The organism is Pseudoalteromonas sp. G5_S1_14_S5, assembly GCF_054968605.1.
In genome coordinates this window covers 39,438-58,041 of the sequence record NZ_JBQKUM010000006.1, presented here as the reverse complement: position 1 = coordinate 58,041, position 18,604 = coordinate 39,438, and the positions used below count along the sequence as shown (strand labels likewise).

Annotated in this window: 15 protein-coding genes; 8 read left to right on the top strand and 7 right to left on the bottom strand. The window is 45.5% G+C overall.

From position 1 onward, the window contains the following. The first annotated feature begins 1 nt into the window (after position 1). The 8 genes from ACTRWI_RS03275 to ACTRWI_RS03240 all read left to right on the top strand — a co-directional run bounded on the left by ACTRWI_RS03275 (position 2) and on the right by ACTRWI_RS03240 (position 7,043). Positions 2-1,414, top strand: a complete 1,413-nt coding sequence (locus ACTRWI_RS03275) for an FAD-dependent oxidoreductase (RefSeq protein ID WP_499129338.1) — start codon at positions 2-4, stop codon at positions 1,412-1,414. 169 nt (positions 1,415-1,583) lie between these two features. Beyond that, complete coding sequence (locus ACTRWI_RS03270; RefSeq protein ID WP_499129336.1) at positions 1,584-2,012, top strand: DUF1499 domain-containing protein; 429 nt, start codon at positions 1,584-1,586, stop codon at positions 2,010-2,012. A gap of 126 nt (positions 2,013-2,138) precedes the next feature. Further along, the gene (mtnN, locus tag ACTRWI_RS03265) at positions 2,139-2,834 is read left to right on the top strand and encodes a 5'-methylthioadenosine/S-adenosylhomocysteine nucleosidase (protein ID WP_499129334.1); all 696 of its coding nucleotides are present in this window, start codon (positions 2,139-2,141) and stop codon (positions 2,832-2,834) included. Between the two features lie 10 nt (positions 2,835-2,844). After that, positions 2,845-3,798 (top strand): cobalamin biosynthesis family protein, encoded by a 954-nt coding sequence (locus tag ACTRWI_RS03260; RefSeq protein ID WP_499129332.1) that lies wholly within the window; start codon positions 2,845-2,847, stop codon positions 3,796-3,798. A gap of 1 nt (position 3,799) precedes the next feature. Next, positions 3,800-4,654: a vitamin B12 ABC transporter substrate-binding protein BtuF gene (btuF, locus tag ACTRWI_RS03255; protein ID WP_499129330.1), complete on the top strand. Its 855-nt coding sequence runs from the start codon at positions 3,800-3,802 to the stop codon at positions 4,652-4,654. A gap of 74 nt (positions 4,655-4,728) precedes the next feature. Next, the gene (locus ACTRWI_RS03250) at positions 4,729-5,346 is read left to right on the top strand and encodes a TRIC cation channel family protein (protein WP_499129328.1); all 618 of its coding nucleotides are present in this window, start codon (positions 4,729-4,731) and stop codon (positions 5,344-5,346) included. Between the two features lie 207 nt (positions 5,347-5,553). Next, on the top strand, positions 5,554-6,135 hold the full coding sequence (locus ACTRWI_RS03245; protein ID WP_499129326.1) for a flavodoxin family protein: 582 nt from the start codon (positions 5,554-5,556) through the stop codon (positions 6,133-6,135). 62 nt (positions 6,136-6,197) lie between these two features. Then, complete coding sequence (locus ACTRWI_RS03240) at positions 6,198-7,043, top strand: LysR family transcriptional regulator (RefSeq protein WP_499129324.1); 846 nt, start codon at positions 6,198-6,200, stop codon at positions 7,041-7,043. Here the strand turns inward: ACTRWI_RS03240 and ACTRWI_RS03235 are convergent. The 7 genes from ACTRWI_RS03235 to lpxC form a co-directional block, all read right to left on the bottom strand. Next, the gene (locus ACTRWI_RS03235; protein WP_499129322.1) at positions 6,994-7,773 is read right to left on the bottom strand and encodes a TSUP family transporter; all 780 of its coding nucleotides are present in this window, start codon (positions 7,771-7,773) and stop codon (positions 6,994-6,996) included. The two genes, ACTRWI_RS03240 and ACTRWI_RS03235, sit on opposite strands and share 50 nt — an antisense overlap. A 204-nt stretch (positions 7,774-7,977) precedes the next feature. Continuing rightward, positions 7,978-11,208 carry a carbamoyl-phosphate synthase large subunit gene (carB, locus tag ACTRWI_RS03230; RefSeq protein WP_128162012.1) on the bottom strand — a complete coding sequence of 1,077 codons (3,231 nt, stop codon included), beginning with the start codon at positions 11,206-11,208 and terminating at the stop codon, positions 7,978-7,980. Positions 11,209-11,224: 16 nt separating this feature from the next. Further along, positions 11,225-12,379, bottom strand: coding sequence for a glutamine-hydrolyzing carbamoyl-phosphate synthase small subunit (carA, locus tag ACTRWI_RS03225; RefSeq protein ID WP_499129320.1), 1,155 nt, complete (start codon positions 12,377-12,379; stop codon positions 11,225-11,227). Positions 12,380-12,881: 502 nt separating this feature from the next. Then, positions 12,882-13,700, bottom strand: a complete 819-nt coding sequence (gene dapB / locus ACTRWI_RS03220; RefSeq protein WP_499129377.1) for a 4-hydroxy-tetrahydrodipicolinate reductase — start codon at positions 13,698-13,700, stop codon at positions 12,882-12,884. Positions 13,701-13,798: 98 nt separating this feature from the next. Continuing rightward, on the bottom strand, positions 13,799-14,197 hold the full coding sequence (gene mutT / locus ACTRWI_RS03215) for an 8-oxo-dGTP diphosphatase MutT (RefSeq protein ID WP_499129318.1): 399 nt from the start codon (positions 14,195-14,197) through the stop codon (positions 13,799-13,801). Between the two features lie 335 nt (positions 14,198-14,532). Continuing rightward, positions 14,533-17,259: a preprotein translocase subunit SecA gene (gene secA, locus ACTRWI_RS03210; protein ID WP_499129317.1), complete on the bottom strand. Its 2,727-nt coding sequence runs from the start codon at positions 17,257-17,259 to the stop codon at positions 14,533-14,535. A 388-nt stretch (positions 17,260-17,647) separates the two neighbouring features. Beyond that, entirely contained in the window at positions 17,648-18,565 is a 918-nt protein-coding gene (gene lpxC, locus ACTRWI_RS03205) for a UDP-3-O-acyl-N-acetylglucosamine deacetylase (RefSeq protein WP_499129315.1), read from the bottom strand. Between the last annotated feature and the right edge of the window lie 39 nt (positions 18,566-18,604).

Genomic DNA, 18,604 nt, shown 5'->3' with positions numbered 1-18,604 from the left:
AATGAGCCAAAATGTATACCAATTTATTGATGTGAATCGCGTAGATCCAGCGAAGAAACCAATCAAGGTACGTAAAATTGAGTTTGTAGAGATCTACGAACCTTTCACTAAACAGCAAGCCAAAGCCCAAGCAGACCGCTGTTTAGATTGTGGTAACCCTTATTGTGAGTGGAAGTGTCCGGTTCACAACTACATCCCTCAGTGGCTAAAGCTTGCCAATGAGGGGCGCATTATCGAAGCCGCTGAATTGTCTCACCAGACCAACAGCCTGCCAGAAGTATGTGGCCGTGTTTGCCCTCAAGACCGCTTGTGTGAAGGCTCTTGTACCCTCAACGACGATTTTGGTGCCGTTACCATAGGTAACATTGAAAAGTACATTACCGACAAAGCCTTTGAGATGGGTTGGAAGCCTGACATATCTCACGTTGAATGGACCGATAAAAAGGTCGCTATCATCGGTGCGGGCCCAGCTGGTCTTGCGGCAGCTGATATCTTGGTACGCAATGGAGTGAAAGCCGTTGTGTTCGACCGTTACCCGGAGATAGGTGGCCTCCTCACTTTTGGTATTCCATCGTTCAAGCTTGAGAAAGGTATCATGGAGAATCGTCGCCGCATCTTTAGCGAGATGGGCGTTGAATTCCGAATGAATACCGAGATTGGCAAAGACATTCAACTTAAAGAGCTCGTCGATGATTACGACGCTGTTTTCCTTGGTGTAGGTACTTACAAAAACATGCGTGCAGGTCTAGATAATGAGGATGCTCCGGGTGTTTATGATGCGCTGCCATTCTTGATTTCTAATACCTACAAGGTTATGGAGCTTGAAAATCCAACCCCATTCATCGATATGCAAGGTAAGAAAGTCGTCGTGCTTGGTGGTGGTGATACGGCGATGGACTGTGTTCGAACCTCTATTCGTCAGAATGCTGCCGATGTGGTGTGTGCTTATCGCCGAGATGAGGCCAACATGCCGGGCTCTCGCCGTGAGGTGAAGAATGCACGTGAAGAAGGCGTGAAGTTCAAGTTTAACCTGCAGCCTATCGGCATAGAGCTTGATAGTTCTGGGCATGTTGCTGGCGTTAAAGTCGTGAAAACCGCCTTAGGCGAACCTGATGAGGCAGGCCGTCGCCGCCCAGAACCAGTTGCTGGCAGTGAGCACATTCTTGAAGCCGATGCAGTGATCATGGCATTTGGTTTTCAACCTCATGCTATGGAATGGTTAGAGCCTTTCGATGTCGAGCTTGATCAATGGGGCCGGATTAAAGCGCCCGGTCAACAAGAGTTTCAGTACCAAACCACCAACAGCAAAATATTTGCCGGTGGCGATGCGGTTCGCGGATCTGATTTAGTGGTGACCGCTATCGATGAAGGTCGTAAAGCCGCGGAAGGGATACTAGATTACCTAGAAGTGTGAGTCGGTTTCTTCTATTACTCAAGCCGTTACTATAAAAAAGGATCCGCATATGGATCCTTTTTTAAGTTCGACACGTTTATTAACGGCAAAACAAAAAATACGTAAACAATCGCAAATTAACGAATACCGAGAACTACAATTAAAACTAAAACTCGCCATAGGAAACACTATGAAAAAAGCCGCTCTCCTCTCGCTATCACTTTTAACATTAACCGCTTGCAGCCAAGGAATCACGGACATGACAGACAGAACCTCATCACCTTGTGGTGACAAACCGAATTGCGTATCAACACAAGATGACCGTGAACAACATGCTTTGGCTGCTTACGAGCTATCCGATTCAGCAAACCTTGATGCCATTGAGCAAGTCGCTCTAACTTTGCCGGGCGCGAAAACGGCCAACAAAACCGATGATTACCTACGTGTTGAATGTACATCACGCATCATGCGCTTTGTCGATGACCTTGAGCTAAAAGTCGATGGAGATAAGCTCATCGTTCGCTCTGAGTCTCGTACGGGCTACTCTGATTTTGGTGTGAACCGTAAACGAGCAGAAAAACTCCGTGCTAGCTTGCAAAGCGAAGGTCTAATCAAATAGACAAAGAATACTGGAGTAAATCTACATTATTCGGATGAGAAGTGCTTCTGGGTAGTCGCTCGACGCTTCTTATCCATGCTACAATTTCGCTCTACTGTTTAACTATTTTTAATTAAGAGACTACACATGAAAATCGGCATCATTGGCGCAATGGAGCAAGAAGTTGCGATCCTAAAAGCAGCTATTTCAGACATTACTGAAGTTAATAAAGGCGGTTGTACCTTTTTCTCTGGTCAGCTAAATGGTGTTGACGTTGTTTTGCTTCAATCAGGCATTGGTAAAGTAGCTGCAGCAGTTGGTACTTCTATCCTACTAAGCGAATACCAACCAGATGTCGTTCTAAACACTGGCTCAGCTGGCGGTTTTGATTCAACTCTAAACCTTGGTGATGTGGTTATCTCTACTGAAGTACGTCACCACGATGCAGACGTAACAGCTTTCGGTTACGAAATCGGTCAAATGGCAGGTCAACCAGCTGCATTCAAAGCTGATGAGAACCTTATGAGAGTAGCTGAGCAAGCGCTAGCTCAAATGGAAGACAAGCACGCGGTTCGTGGCCTTATCTGTACTGGCGACGCGTTTGTTTGCACGGCAGAACGCCAGGAGTTCATCCGTAAGCACTTCCCATCAGTAGTAGCTGTAGAAATGGAAGCTTCTGCGATTGCTCAAGCTTGTCACCAGTTCCAAGTACCATTCGTGGTTGTTCGTGCAATCTCTGATGTTGCAGACAAAGAATCACCAATGAGTTTTGAAGAATTCCTGCCACTAGCAGCACAAAGCTCATCTGAGATGGTTATCAAAATGGTTGCCCTACTAAAGTAAGCGACTAAGCATGCAAACACTGTTTGATCAGGTATTTGCAAATGGCGTGCTCCTTGTAATGTGGGGAGCACTGCTTTTTCATTTGATTCTACCTATCCCTCATGCCGCACACCCCACAACCTTATGGCATAAGTTTGCTGAACTATTAGCAACGAAGGTCAACAACAATCAAAGTTACTCCCAAAGCCTTATCTCCGGCACATTAGCCTGGGGGTTAATGGTACTTCCAACTCTGATTATTCTATTGGCACTGCAACCTCTGGTTTGGCAGACTCAACTGTTCCAACTGGCTTTGTTACTGCTCGCAATTGATTGGCGTAACAATGAGAAGCTAGCGAATCAGCTCATCAAAACACTTAGCCGAGAAGATAAAGCGACAGCGCGTCAATTACTGGCTCCGATTGTTAATCGGCAAACCGATTCACTATCATCATTAGGGCTTGGGAAAGCAGGGGCTGAAACCATCATCATGGGCTACGGTCGCAATGTGGTTTGTGTCCTATTTTGGTACGCCATCGGAGGGGGAATCACGGCTTTGATGTATCGCCTGATGGTCGAATTAGCTCGAGCTTGGTCACCAAGTCGTAAACAGTTCTCTCCTTTTGGCTCAACAGCCACCAAAATCGTCGTTATCCTCGAATTTATCCCAATGCGTTTATTTGCCTTGATGATCGTATGCGGTGATAAAGCATCTCATACATTTAATATGATGCTCACTCAAAGTCGCTCCTGGCCTCTGCCAGGCCCTGCGTGGTTAATGACATCAGTGGGTAACAAGCTTGAGCTATCACTGGGTGGCCCAGCAATTTACAACGACACCAAAGCTATTCGCGCGAAATTAGGCGGCAGAATCGCACCATCCGCACTGCACTTATCGCAGGTTCAAAAGCTGTTATTTGGACGCATCGCTATCTGGATATTGTTACAAAGCCTAGCCTTACTCATTATTCACCAAGGGATTTAAAGTGAAACCCTCTCAACTTGTTACATCATGTGCAACTTTCGCGATTAGCTTTAGCATATGGATACCAAGCACGCTTGCAACCGAAGTAACCACAGCAAAACGTGTGGTCAGCCTAGCCCCTCACGCCACAGAACTCGCATACAGTGCGGGTTTAGGCGATAACCTAGTTGCCGTCAGTGAACGAAGTGATTATCCACCACAGGCCGATAAGCTAGAAAAAGTGGTAAACTATCAAGGCATCAAGGTTGAGAAAATCATCGCGCTTCAGCCAGACCTTATCCTTGCTTGGCCTGCGGGTAACCCACCGAGAGAACTGGCGAAACTGGAGCAGTTTGGTTTTAATATTTATTACTCGACAACCAAAAGCCTAGACAGCATTGCGACCAATATTGAACAACTCAGCCAATACGCCAGCGATCCGAGTATCGGTGAGAATAATGCTAAGCAGTACAAAGAACAGCTCAACGCATTACGGCTAAAATACAAAGATGCGGAGCCGGTCAGCTACTTCTACCAGCTGAGTGAAAAACCTATTATTACCGTGGCGCAAGGACACTGGCCAAGTGAAGTGTTTGAGTTTTGTGGCGGCCGAAATATTTTTGAAGACAGCGCTTCGCCCTACCCACAAGTTGGCATTGAACAAGTCGTGCTGAATAAACCGCAGGTGATCTTCACTTCTCAGCACGCTATTGAGAATGGAACCATCTGGCAATCGTGGGAAGAAGAGATCCCAGCCGTCGCTAAAAATCAGATATGGTCACTCAACTCAGACTGGATTAATCGCCCAACACCCCGAACTTTGCAAGCGATCCAACAAGTGTGCGATTACTTCGATAGAGTCAGAGAAAATCACTAACTTTTTAGTCTGTTTTTTCGTACAATTCGCCACCGACCTGTCCCTACAATTTTAACAATAAGAGCACCAGTATCATGGATTCCATGCTGCTTTATATTATCGATTTATTTGGCACTGCCATCTTTGCTATCTCTGGCGTATTTGTCGCTGGCCGCCTAAAAATGGACCCTTTTGGTGTCGCCGTTCTCGGCAGTGTAACCGCTATTGGCGGTGGCACAATTCGAGACATGGCACTGGGCGCGACTCCCGTATTTTGGATAACCGACACCACCTATCTTTGGGTCATTATCGGTACCTGCTTACTGACCATGATTATCGTAAGACGCCCCAAGCGTTTGGCATGGTGGATTCTACCTGTCTGTGATGCCATAGGTTTGGCTGTGTTTGTTGGCATTGGTGTTGAAAAAGCATTGGCTTACCAAGATTCAGCATTGGTTGCTATTATCATGGGCGTAATTACAGGCTGCGGCGGCGGTATTATTCGTGACGTACTTGCCCGTGAAGTACCGATGATCCTGCGAAGCGAGGTCTACGCGACCGCTTGTATCATCGGCGGTGCATTCCATACTATGGCTATTCGAATGGACCACGATTCAGAGACGGCCTTCCTAGCTGGCGTATTCTCTACATTGTTGATTCGACTTGGCGCCATTCGTTGGCACTTATCTTTACCAACGTTCGCGATTAAATAAGCTATCGCTAAAAGAAAAGGCTCCGCATAGGGGTCTTTTTTAATATTGCTACCTCAGCCATCTGCTCTTCCTCTCCCCTTCAAGTCACTTCCAAATATCCCACCCTAACTTAATAATATTTTTTATTTACTTAATCAATTAACAGGCTATATTAGTAAACAAATACCTTTATAAAGATATTTGTTTACTAACAATGATGGTTCTAGGATGAGCAGTAATAAAATTGGAATTGTTTTCTTCTCTAAATGCGGCGCAACTAAGCAGGTCGCCGAACTGCTCGCTGAGGGTGTAAACACACAGCTAACTGACTCAGCCCTACTCATCGAAGTACTGCCTTCGGAGATCATTGAAGGTCGATATAACAATGACGCAAAGCTCAAACTCTTAGACACTTGCGATGCGATCGTTTTTGGCGCTCCAACCTACATGGGATCACCTGCCGCTCAGTTTAAAAGTTTTATGGATGCGAGCAGTGAAAACTACTGCAAAAAGCTATGGCGAAACAAGCTCGCAGCTGGCTTCACCACTGGCGGAAGTCTTAATGGAGAGCAACAACAAACCCTACTTAGTTTTTTCACCTTAGCTTGTCAGCACGGAATGATTTGGGTTAGCTTAGACGCCTCAAGGCACACAGATAATCTAGGGTTAAACCGCACAGGTTCGAACATTGGTTTAGTCTCCAGCATCGATGATGGTGAAGATAGCGTTAACCACAATGACTTGCTTACAGCTCAATACTACGGTTCAAGAATCGCCACCTTGGTTCAAGAACTCATAAACAAAAGCTAGAGCAACGGTCTTGATTGCGATAAGTTGGACGTATCATTCCCAACTTTCATGAATATCATCAGATGCTACTCGAAGGAATCGAAACTCTCTTGGTTTTGAGTAAAGCCAAAACCATGAGCCGCACTGGCAGCTTGCTGTATATCAGCCAATCAGCGGTAAGCAAACGGATTGCTAACTTAGAAAAGAAGTTGGGAAAAAAGCTTATTGAGCCGAGCGGTCGGCAGATAAAACTCACGCCAGATGCAATTGCACTGATCGAGAGTATTGGGCCTACGTTCAATGAACTTCGTGGTCTTATTTATGAACAGCAAGAGCTGGAAGATACCACTCTCATCACCTTAGACAGCTCTAAGTCTCTGATCGCAGGCTATTTAGGTGAAATGATGGGACAGTTTATCCAACAAGATAAATACATCACTATTACCACCAACCATACGCCCAGAATCATCGAGCGAGTTCAGTCCGGTAAGGCAACCCTAGGTTTATGCGCAGGCTTGTTGCCGCCACATCATGGATTAATGACATTTCACCTGTTCGACGAGCCCTTTTACATTGTAAGTAAGTTGCCGTTGAACAGGCTTCCACCCAAAGTCATCACGAATGACATGACTAACCCAGCCAACTCTTACCAACTTTCAGTATTAGAAAAGTTTGGCATTAAGCCTTTGATGGAAATGGACGCTTACACTGCAGCGGCGCAGCTTGCATTAGGTGGGACTGGGCCTGCTTTGATTCCGCTCTCTATCGTAAAAACACTCAATATTGAATCTCAATATCTGTATAGTTTCCCAGAATTATCGGGCTTAATTCGACCGATTCATATCTGCGTGAGGCCAAATAGCTACCAGTCTTCAAGGGTTAAAACACTGATAGAATCCATTGTTGATGCTGTTCCCAAAGCAGTTTAGACGCCATGAGCATCGACATCACAATTACTAGGGGGCGAATCCACTTCTGCCCTTTTGTCACCACTACTTTAGCGCCTAGCTGAGCCCCTATAAAGCCACCAATTGCCATCACTAAGCCGAGCTCCCAAATTGGCAAGCCTGCCAAAATAAAGAAGATCAATGCAGCGATGTTAGAGGTGAAGTTCAACACCTTAGTACGAGCGGTCGCATCGACCAAAGAGAAATGACCAATTGCGACAAAGCAGACAGTAAAGATAGAGCCGGTACCTGGTCCAAAGAAGCCATCGTAAAAGCCAACACCACCGCCAACACACAAAGCAAACATGGCTTCAGAGATCTTCTGCTTACCTTCAGAAGCTTTAGTTTGTGGTGCTAATAAGAAGTAGAGTGAGATAGCGATCAGCAGCAGTGGGATCACGCTGGTCAATAAGCTCGCATCAATGAACTGAACAAGTTCTGCACCAATCGCCGAGCCAATGAAGGTACACAAAATAGCGAAGCGCATCTCCTTGATACTAACGATACCGTTACGCACGAAGTACCAGCTTGCGGAAAAACTGCCAAAAGAGCTTTGAAGCTTATTAGTTGCTAGGGCTTGTGTCGGTGGGACTCCCGCTGCAAGTAGTGCTGGCAAAGTCAGTAGCCCGCCACCGCCAGCCATCGCATCGATAAAGCCAGCAGCCGTTGCGACAACAAATAAGATAGCCAATATTTCCAGAGTGATTTCCATGTGCCCAACGCCTCAATGTCTCGTGTAGCGACAACTTACCATCCTGAGCAGGCGATCAATAACGAAACACAAGATTTTAACCTATTCCAAATATTCATCATTTAACTAACGCTGTATCACAGACATAAAAAAGCCCACTCCGAAGAGTGGGCTTTGAGCATTTATATCCGCTAACTTAAGTTCAGTTAGCTGAGCTAAGACAAATTAGGCTTGTGAAGCTTTCACCTGCGCGTGTAGCTCTTGAACAGAAGTAACTGTCGTCTTCGCGTCAGCTGTGTGAGCCATACACGTTGCAAACGCTGCGTTTAGCGTTGTTGTGTAGTTCACTTTCTCAGCAAGTGCACCACGACGAAGAACTTTAGAATCTTCAATCGCTTGACGGCCAGCTGCAGTGTTCACGATGTAGGTGTACTCGTTGTTCTTGATACGGTCAAGAATATGAGGGCGGCCTTCGTGTACCTTGTTTACTAGACGTGGGTTGATGCCCGCTTCGCCAAGAATCACTGCTGTACCGTGTGTTGCGTCTAGCTGGTAGCCAAGCTTAGATAGCTTAGATGCTAGGTCTACAACACGCTCTTTGTCGCCTTCGCGAACAGAAAGAAGTGCACGACCGCCTTCTGGGTAGATGTTGCCACAACCCAATTCTGCTTTAGAGTAAGCTTCTGCGAACGTTGCGCCAACACCCATAACTTCACCAGTAGAGCGCATTTCTGGGCCTAATAGTGGGTCAACACCTGGGAACTTGTTGAATGGAAGTACCACTTCTTTCACTGAGTAGTAAGGTGGGATGATTTCTTTCGTAAAGCCTTGAGACTCTAGCGATTGACCCGCCATTACACGTGCTGCAATCTTAGCAATTGGCGCGCCAGTTGCTTTAGATACGAACGGTACCGTACGTGCTGCACGAGGGTTAACCTCGATTAGGTACACTTGGTTGTTCTTAACAGCAAACTGCGTGTTCATCAGACCACGAACACCCAACTCGAACGCCAGCTTTTCAACTTGCTCACGCATTACGTCTTGGATTTCTTGGCTTAGCGTGTATGCAGGAAGAGAACATGCGGAGTCACCTGAGTGAACACCCGCTTGTTCGATGTGCTCCATAATACCGCCGATAACTACGCGCTCACCGTCACAGATAGCATCGATATCCACTTCAACTGCGTCGTCTAGGAAGCTATCAAGAAGAACTGGAGATTCGTTCGATACGCTTACTGCTTCGTTGAAGTAGCGACGTAAGTCTTGCTCATCGTATACGATTTCCATCGCACGACCACCAAGTACGTAAGAAGGACGTACAACCAATGGGAAGCCGATTTCGCGAGATTTCTCTACCGCTTGTTCCATTGTTGTTACTGTCGCGTTCTCTGGCTGTAGAAGACCCAGACGGTCAACAGCAACTTGGAAACGCTCACGGTCTTCCGCACGGTCGATTGCGTCAGGGCTAGTACCGATGATTGGCACGCCAGCCGCTTCTAATGCGCGAGCCAGTTTAAGTGGTGTTTGACCACCGTACTGAACGATAACGCCTTTTGGCTTCTCAACGCGAGCGATTGCTAGTACGTCTTCCAGAGTTACTGGTTCGAAGTACAGACGGTCAGACGTGTCGTAATCCGTTGAAACAGTCTCAGGGTTACAGTTAACCATGATAGTTTCGTAGCCATCTTCACGTAGAGCTAGTGATGCGTGTACACAACAGTAATCAAATTCAATACCTTGGCCGATACGGTTTGGACCGCCACCAAGAATCATAATCTTGTCTTTGTCTGTTGGGTTTGCTTCACATTCGTCATCGTAAGATGAGTACATGTAAGCCGTATCTGAAGAGAACTCAGCCGCACACGTATCAACGCGCTTGTACACTGGGTGGATATCGTATTGGTCACGTAGACGACGGATTTCGCTTTCTGCTACACCTAGAATCTTGGATAGGCGCGCATCCGCAAAACCTTTACGCTTAAGCTTGTTTAGCTCGTCTTTATTCAGACCAGCAAAGCCTTTCGCTTTAAGTTCTTGCTCAAGTTTAACGATGTCTTCGATTTGAACTAGGAACCAACGGTCAATTTGCGTTAGGTTGAATACGCCATCTACAGACATACCCGCACGGAATGCATCCGCGATGTACCAAATACGCTCTGCGCCAGCTTCTTTTAGTTCGTGACGAATTGTTGTTAGTGCGTCAGGCGCATCTAGGTCAACCATTTCGTCAAAGCCAGTCGCACCAACTTCTAGGCCGCGAAGTGCTTTTTGTAGAGACTCTTGCTGGTTACGACCAATAGCCATAACTTCACCAACAGACTTCATTTGCGTCGTTAGACGGTCGTTAGCACCTGCAAATTTCTCGAAGTTAAAACGAGGAATCTTAGTGACTACGTAATCGATTGTTGGTTCGAATGATGCTGGTGTTGCGCCACCCGTGATGTCATTTTGCAGTTCATCTAACGTGTAACCCACAGCCAGTTTCGCTGCAATCTTAGCAATTGGGAAACCTGTCGCTTTAGACGCTAGTGCAGAAGAACGAGATACACGTGGGTTCATCTCGATGATAACCATACGGCCATCTTTCGGGTTGATACCAAACTGTACGTTAGAACCACCCGTTTCAACACCAATCTCACGCAGTACTGCTAGAGATGCGTTACGCATCAGTTGGTATTCTTTGTCTGTCAGCGTTTGAGCTGGTGCAACTGTGATTGAGTCACCCGTGTGGATGCCCATTGGGTCAAAGTTTTCAATCGCACATACGATGATACAGTTGTCCGCTTTGTCACGAACCACTTCCATCTCGTACTCTTTCCAACCGATAAGAGATTCATCGATTAGAAGCTCGTTGGTTGGAGACAGGTCCAGACCGCGACGACAGATTTCTTCAAATTCTTCTTTGTTGTATGCGATACCACCGCCAGTACCACCCATAGTGAATGATGGACGGATGATACATGGGAAACCAACCATATCGAGAACGCCGTAAGCTTCTTCCATGGTTTTCGCCGTATCCGCACGTGGACACTCAAGGCCGATAGACTTCATCGCTTTATCGAAACGAGAACGGTCTTCTGCTTTATCGATAGCGTCAGCCGTTGCACCAATCATCTCTACACCGAACTCTTCAAGAACACCGTGTTTCTCTAGGTCTAGTGCACAGTTAAGTGCTGTTTGGCCACCCATTGTAGGTAGAACTGCATCTGGCTTCTCTTTCGCAATGATGTTGCGAACCACTTCCCATTGGATAGGCTCGATGTAAGTTGCATCAGCCATATCTGGGTCAGTCATGATGGTCGCTGGGTTCGAGTTTACAAGAATAACTCGGTAACCTTCTTCGCGAAGCGCTTTACAAGCTTGAGCACCAGAGTAATCGAACTCACATGCTTGGCCGATAACGATCGGGCCAGCACCTAGAATTAGAATACTTTTAATGTCAGTACGTTTTGGCATTGTCTACTACTCCGAATTACGCTGTGTGCTTTTTAATTAGTTCAATGAAGTGGTCGAATAACGGCGCTGCGTCTTCTGGACCTGGGCTTGCTTCTGGGTGACCTTGGAAGCTAAATGCTGGTTTGTCTGTACGGTGAATACCTTGTAGAGAACCATCAAATAGAGACTTGTGCGTTGCACGTAGGTTTTCAGGAAGTGTGTCTTCGTCAGCAGCAAAGCCGTGGTTTTGCGAAGTAATCATCACAGCGTCACGATCTATATCTTTAACTGGGTGATTTGCACCGTGGTGACCAAACTTCATCTTCACTGTCTTAGCGCCTGACGCAAGAGCAAGAATTTGGTGGCCTAGACAGATACCAAAGATTGGTAAGCCTTTTTCTAGGAACACTTTTGTCGCTTCAATTGCGTAAGTACATGGTTCTGGGTCACCAGGGCCATTTGAAAGGAATACACCGTCTGGGTTTAGTGCAAGCACTTCTTCAGCAGAAGTTTCAGCAGGAACAACCGTTAGGCGGCAGCCGCGGTCAACGAGCATTCGTAGGATATTTCGTTTTGCACCGAAGTCATAAGCAACAACGTGGTATGGCAATTCTGAGTCTGCTTTCGCTTCAGGAAGTCCACCCGTAAGCGTCCACGAACCTTGTTTCCATTGATACGCTTCTTTTGTTGTAACTTCTTTCGCAAGGTCCATACCTTTCAGGCCAGGGAATTCTTTTGCTTTCGCTAGAGCCAAAGCTTCGTCTAGGTTTCCGTCGTTTACTGAAGAGCCAGCTACAATACAACCGTTCTGTGCGCCTTTTTCACGAAGAATACGCGTCAGCTTACGAGTATCGATATCAGCGATACCAACAACGTTTTGCGACTTAAGGTAATCAGAAAGGGATTGTTCATTACGGAAGTTAGAAGCGATTAGAGGGAGATCGCGAATCACAAGGCCTTGAGCGTGGATTGAAGAGGATTCTTCGTCTTCGGAATTGGTTCCGGTATTGCCAATGTGAGGGTAAGTAAGGGTAACGATTTGTTGAGAATAGGAAGGATCAGTGAGGATTTCTTGGTACCCCGTCATCGAGGTATTAAAAACGACTTCACCAACTGCAGAACCTACAGCGCCAATGGCTTCACCGTGAAATACTGTCCCATCTTCTAGGACAAGTAGTGCTGACTTTTTCAAGACAACCTCCAGAAATAAATATGCATTAAAATTGATTTAATTTGCAAATCTACCTTCCTGTAACACCAGAAACTGCGTGTTTATGGAAATTAGACAAATTGGCGGTATTTTAGTGATGTGCGTGATACGTGTCAACATTTAACGCAAAAGAAATTAAAGATTTGTACGCACTAATTCAATTTACCCCTCCAAAGCTCCAAAAGTTCAACTTTCATGGTCAATTAAGCACGATATTGAGATTTTCCAATTTTATCCTATTACTTTTGTCTGCCTTTAAGTACTAAAAACATCACCAACAAAAAGCAATCGATAAATACAAACAGAAGATGTGAAGATTTAAAGATCTAAGCAAAAAATAAGACCAAGAGAACAAAATAATAAGAAAAGTAAGGTGAAAAAGATGTTTAAAGGTAGGTTTAAGAGAGGAGTGAGAAACAAGAATACAGCGTTAAAGGTAGCAAATAAAGAAAGCGCCGGCAATCGCCAGCGCATAATTATCTATTTATAGGTCATTCAAACCAAGGACATCTGTCATGGTATAAAAGCCCGCTGGTTTGTCATTGAGCCAAACTGCTGCTTTGATCGCACCATTTGCAAAGGTCATTCGGTCCGTCGCTTTATGAGTAATCTCTACTCGTTCGCCGATATCTGCAAACATCGCAGTATGCTCTCCGATGATGTCACCAGCACGAATCGTTGCGAAGCCAATCTCATCTTTCGTACGTTCACCCGTAATACCTTCACGTGACCATACCGCTACATCATTCAGTTCATTGCCCATAGCACCGGCGATCGCTTCACCCATACCAATAGCAGTACCTGATGGTGCATCTACTTTATGACGGTGGTGAGCCTCGACAATTTCAACATCACAGTAATCACCCATCACTTTAGCGGCCTTTTCTAGCAGCTTAAATACTAGGTTAACGCCTACGCTGTAGTTTGGTGCCATTACGATAGGCATCTCTTTTGAGGCTGCATCAATCACCTGCTTCTCTTCTTCAGAGAAGCCTGTCGTACCGATGATGAGTTTTTTACCGTGGCGTTTACAAAGCTCAATATTCGCTAACGTGCTAACAGGTGCGGTAAAGTCGACGATCACATCAAATTCTTCGATGGCCTTAGACAAGTCATCAACAAGAGCAACATCAAAATGACCTTCCCCACATAACTCGCCTACATCAACGCCAACTAATGATGACTCTGGACGTTCAGAGCCAGCGCTAACGCTAGCTTCTAAGTTATGATGAGCGGCTTTCACCAAGTTGCGGCCCATACGACCCGCTGCTCCTGCTATTGCAATTCTTACCACTGCGAATATCTCCATTGTTTTGGTTTCCGTTACCACTGTTCTCTTGTGGCAACGTTCATTCGATTAATCTCTTTAAACTAACAACAATCTCAAACTCAGGCTAGCAATTAAGAAAACTCTTTTACCACTCGCTCTAAAATTGGCATATTTGCTTCAGGGAAAGCGTACTGATTCAATGATTCAAGGCTGACCCATTCACCTTGCTGACCTTCTTTGCCATAAGGCAGCTCTTCAAAATCAGTCACGAGAATAAAATCGAACTTAAGTGACTTATCCGTGTAATCAAATTCAAGGTGCTCAAACAGAGACTGCTCAGTCACCTTGATACCGATCTCTTCATCAAGCTCACGAGTCATCGCTTGCTCAATAGTTTCACCCTCTTCAACCTTGCCACCTGGAAATTCCCAGAAGCCACCTTTATGCTTGTCATCTGGACGCTTTGTAATAAATACCTGTGACTTATCTTGATTGAAGATAATACCCGCTACGATATGGATTCTTTTCATTGATGGTGTTCCTAAATTAAACGCTTAACTCACATAGTCCCTAAATACGTCATCCTCAAGAAGGAGCAACGGCTGAGTTGGGGATCTAAAGCAACGTGAGCCTATCTAAATGAGATTCCCTCTTACGCTCGTTCCTCGCTATAGGGAATGACGACTTCCTTGTGTAACAAAGTAAGCCATGAAATTTACATACAAAAAGAGCCGCCTAAGCGACTCTTGAATAAATAAAATTATATTTAGGCAAAGCTGTAATGGTTGAGAACAAGGAGGCGACGCGGAGCTTACAAGTGTAAATGAGCATCGCCGACGCAGTTATCAGCCTTTACAGCAAAGCATCAATTAATTTTACCGTGACACTGCTTGTACTTCTTACCACTACCACATGGGCAAGGCTCATTACGGCCAACTTTACGCTCATCACGTACTACCGTTTGTGGCGACGCTGCTTCTGCTTCATCATCGCCTAGCTGGTTTTCTGCAGTTGCGTGTTGTGCTTGCGCACGACGCGCTGCTTCTTCAGCTTGAGCCTGACGCTGCGCTTCCATCTTTTCTACTTCTTCTTGTTGCTGAACGCGAACTTTCGAAAGGATAGTAATAACGTCTGACTTCAGTACATCCAGTAGACCTTCAAACAGTTCAAACGACTCACGCTTGTACTCTTGTTTCGGGTTCTTCTGAGCGTAACCACGTAGGTGGATACCTTGGCGAAGGTGATCCATCGCAGCCAAGTGCTCTTTCCATAGACCATCTAGCGTTTGCAACATTACAGACTTCTCGAAGTTACGTAGCACTTGTGCACCAACTACTTCTTCTTTCTGTTTGTAGGCATCAACAGCCATGCCTAGGATACGCTCGCGTAGTGCTTCTTCGTAAAGCTTGTCGTCTTCGTCCAACCAGCCTTGGATATCAAAGTCTAGGTCGAAGTCGTTCTTCAGACGATCTTGTAGACCAGCGATGTCCCACATATCTTCCAGAGATTGCGGAGCAATGTACTCATCGATAACCGACGTAAACACGTCTTCACGGTTATGTTCGATCATTTCGCTGATGTCGTCAGAGCCCATTAGCTCATCACGCAGCTCGTAAACCACTTTACGTTGGTCATTCGCTACATCGTCGTACTCTAGAAGTTGCTTACGGATATCGAAGTTACGGCCTTCAACTTTACGTTGTGCTTTTTCGATAGAGCGAGATAGCATCTTAGATTCGATCGCTTCACCTTCATCCATACCACTTTGGATAAGGCCAGCCATACGATCAGAAGTGAAGATACGAAGTAGAGAGTCTTCCATCGATAGGTAAAAACGTGAAGAACCTGCATCACCTTGACGACCAGAACGACCACGTAGCTGGTTATCGATACGACGAGATTCGTGACGCTCTGTACCAATGATGTGTAGACCGCCTGACTCTAGTACTTTGTCGTGAACCACTTTCCAATCCGCTTTGATCTTGTCGATCTGCTCTTGAGTTGGGTTTTGTAGTTTCTCAACTTCAGACTGCCAGCTACCACCTAACACGATATCGGTACCACGACCGGCCATGTTAGTTGCGATGGTTACTGCACCTGGTGTACCTGCTTGCGCTACGATTTCCGCTTCTTTCTCGTGGAATTTCGCGTTTAGTACGTTGTGCTTAATTTTTGCTTTTTTCAGTGCGTTAGACAGTAGCTCTGATTTCTCGATAGAAACCGTACCAACCAGTGATGGCTGACCTGCTGCAACACGGTCTTTAATGTCTTCAATGATCGCATTGAATTTGTCTTCTTCTGTACGATAAACCACATCAGGCATATCGTTACGAACCATAGGTTTGTTAGTTGGGATAACAACCGTTTCAAGGCCATAGATAGACTGGAATTCGAAAGCTTCAGTATCGGCTGTACCTGTCATACCTGACAGTTTCTCGTACAGACGGAAGAAGTTTTGAAAAGTAATAGAAGCTAGCGTTTGGTTTTCATTCTGAATCTTCACACCTTCTTTTGCTTCAACAGCTTGGTGTAAACCTTCAGACCAACGACGACCTGGCATTGTACGACCAGTATGTTCGTCAACGATAACCACTTCGCCTTCTTCAGTTACAATGTAATCTACGTTCTTCTCAAACAATACGTGTGCACGAAGCGCAGCATTAACATGATGCAGTAGGCTGATGTTTGTTGGAGAATAAAGCGTATCACCCTCTTCCATCAGGCCATTTTTAACCATTAGCTCTTCAACAAATTCTTGACCGTTTTCTGTCAGGTGAACCTGCTTAGATTTTTCGTCCATGGTGTAGTGACCTTCACCACGGTACTCTTCAGAATCTTCTTTATCTTGACGCTCAAGATGAGGAATCAATGTGTTAATACGCGTGTAAAGATCTGAGCTATCTTCAGCTGGGCCAGAGATAATAAGAGGTGTACGCGCTTCATCGATTAAGATTGAGTCAACCTCATCGACTACAGCAAAGAAGCGTTCGCGTTGAACACGATCTTCAGCACGGAAAGCCATGTTGTCACGTAGGTAATCGAAACCAAACTCGTTGTTTGTTCCGTATAGGATATCCGATTGGTATGCTTCTTTTTTCTCTGGCGGAGCCATATTTGGCACGTTCACGCCAACAGTCATACCAAGGAATTCAAATAATGGGCGGTTAGTTTCCGCATCACGCTTAGCTAGGTAGTCGTTCACCGTTACTACGTGAACACCTTTGCTTGGCAGGGCGTTAAGATAAGCTGGTAGAGTTGCTGTAAGAGTCTTACCCTCACCTGTACGCATCTCTGCAATTTGGCCAGCATTTAGAACCATGCCACCAATCAATTGCACGTCAAAGTGACGCATGCCGTATACACGCTTAGACGCTTCACGTACCGTAGCAAATGCTTCAGGTAGAAGTTGGTCTAGCGATTCACCTTTATCTAAGCGCTCACGAAACTCAACAGTTTTCGCTTTTAGCTCTTCGTCAGAAAGCGCTTCAAACGTTGGCTCGTAGTTATTAATTTCTTTTACAATTTTTCTAAGGCGGCGCAGTGTTCTGTCATTGCGACTGCCAATTACCTTTGTCAGCAGCTTAGTAATCATGTGCTTGGAATCTCTTCGTTCTCAGATCGTCCGCGATCTATTTTAAATGCCGTCAGTCTCTACTAGCGATGAACCAGTCTTCAGTTACTAACCAAGGATACTGAGATAAATCTAGTATTTCTGATATTGTACTTGAGAGTAGAGTTTTCAAGGCTTGAGTTAAAATTATTGCCCCTTAGTGTAAGTAATTTTCACACCAACGACCATTTATAACCCCATTTGTTTGATGTGCTTGGAACTTTTCTTTCTAATTGCTGATGGATTAGCCAGACTGGCGCCCATTAGTCGATGACTTTCGGATGTTGATGACACTGTATCTGGAAAATAGATACAAAAAAACCAGGCCGATAGCCTGGTTTTCGAAATCTTACATTGTTGAAAACAACAATTACGCTAGAACCATTCCTGGTTCAGCAAAAGCCACCGGCGAGCCAGCTTCTTCTTCGAATGTTGCCCATTCCCAAGCTTCTGCCTCAGCAAGCACTGCACGTAGCAATTGGTTATTTAGGCCGTGACCTGATTTGTATGCACGGAACTCACCGATAATAGCGTGTCCACACATGTATAGGTCACCAATCGCATCTAGCACTTTATGAGTTACAAACTCATTGTCAAAACGTAGACCTTCTTCATTAAGAATCCGGTATTCGTCTAGTACGATTGCACAGTCAAAGCTGCCACCCAAACACAAGTTTTGTGATTGAAGGTATTCGATATCACGCATGAAGCCGAAAGTACGAGCTCGAGAGATCTCTTTCACAAAGCCTTGAGAAGAGAAATCAAACAATAGATGCTGTTCGTCAGACTCAATTGCAGGGTGGTTGAACTCAATTTCAAAGTCCATACGGAAGCCGTTAAATGGAACAAACTCTGCCCACTTATCACCGTCTTCAAAACGAACTGGCTTTTTGATGCGAATGAAACGTTTTGGTGCATTCAGTGTTTCAACACCCGCTTGCTGGAGCAAGTATACGAATGGGCTTGCGCTACCATCCATAATTGGGATCTCTGGTGCATCTACTTCAACAATGATGTTGTCGATGCCCATGCCCGCTAGAGCCGCGTTAAGGTGTTCCACTGTAGAGATACGTACGCCTTCGTCATTCACAAGAGCAGTACATAACATAGTGTCACGAACTGATGCTGGGTCAGCTGGAAAATCTACAGGTGGATTTACATCAGTACGACGATAAACAATACCTGTATTTGCAGCTGCCGGGCGAAGAGTAAGCGTGACTTTACGACCAGAGTGGAGACCCACACCAGTTGTTTTCACAATTTCTTTCAGAGTACGTTGTCTGATCATCTGCTTGCCTCGTTATCAGTGCTACAAATCACGGCCAGT

Coding starts and splice junctions, on each gene's coding strand:
- ACTRWI_RS03275 (WP_499129338.1), top strand. CDS start 2: ATGAGCCAAAATGTATACCAATTTATTGATGTGAATCGCGTAGATCCA.
- ACTRWI_RS03270 (WP_499129336.1), top strand. CDS start 1,584: ATGAAAAAAGCCGCTCTCCTCTCGCTATCACTTTTAACATTAACCGCT.
- mtnN (WP_499129334.1), top strand. CDS start 2,139: ATGAAAATCGGCATCATTGGCGCAATGGAGCAAGAAGTTGCGATCCTA.
- ACTRWI_RS03260 (WP_499129332.1), top strand. CDS start 2,845: ATGCAAACACTGTTTGATCAGGTATTTGCAAATGGCGTGCTCCTTGTA.
- ACTRWI_RS03250 (WP_499129328.1), top strand. CDS start 4,729: ATGGATTCCATGCTGCTTTATATTATCGATTTATTTGGCACTGCCATC.
- ACTRWI_RS03245 (WP_499129326.1), top strand. CDS start 5,554: ATGAGCAGTAATAAAATTGGAATTGTTTTCTTCTCTAAATGCGGCGCA.
- ACTRWI_RS03240 (WP_499129324.1), top strand. CDS start 6,198: ATGCTACTCGAAGGAATCGAAACTCTCTTGGTTTTGAGTAAAGCCAAA.
- ACTRWI_RS03235 (WP_499129322.1), bottom strand. CDS start 7,773: ATGGAAATCACTCTGGAAATATTGGCTATCTTATTTGTTGTCGCAACG.
- carB (WP_128162012.1), bottom strand. CDS start 11,208: ATGCCAAAACGTACTGACATTAAAAGTATTCTAATTCTAGGTGCTGGC.
- mutT (WP_499129318.1), bottom strand. CDS start 14,197: ATGAAAAGAATCCATATCGTAGCGGGTATTATCTTCAATCAAGATAAG.
- secA (WP_499129317.1), bottom strand. CDS start 17,259: ATGATTACTAAGCTGCTGACAAAGGTAATTGGCAGTCGCAATGACAGA.
- lpxC (WP_499129315.1), bottom strand. CDS start 18,565: ATGATCAGACAACGTACTCTGAAAGAAATTGTGAAAACAACTGGTGTG.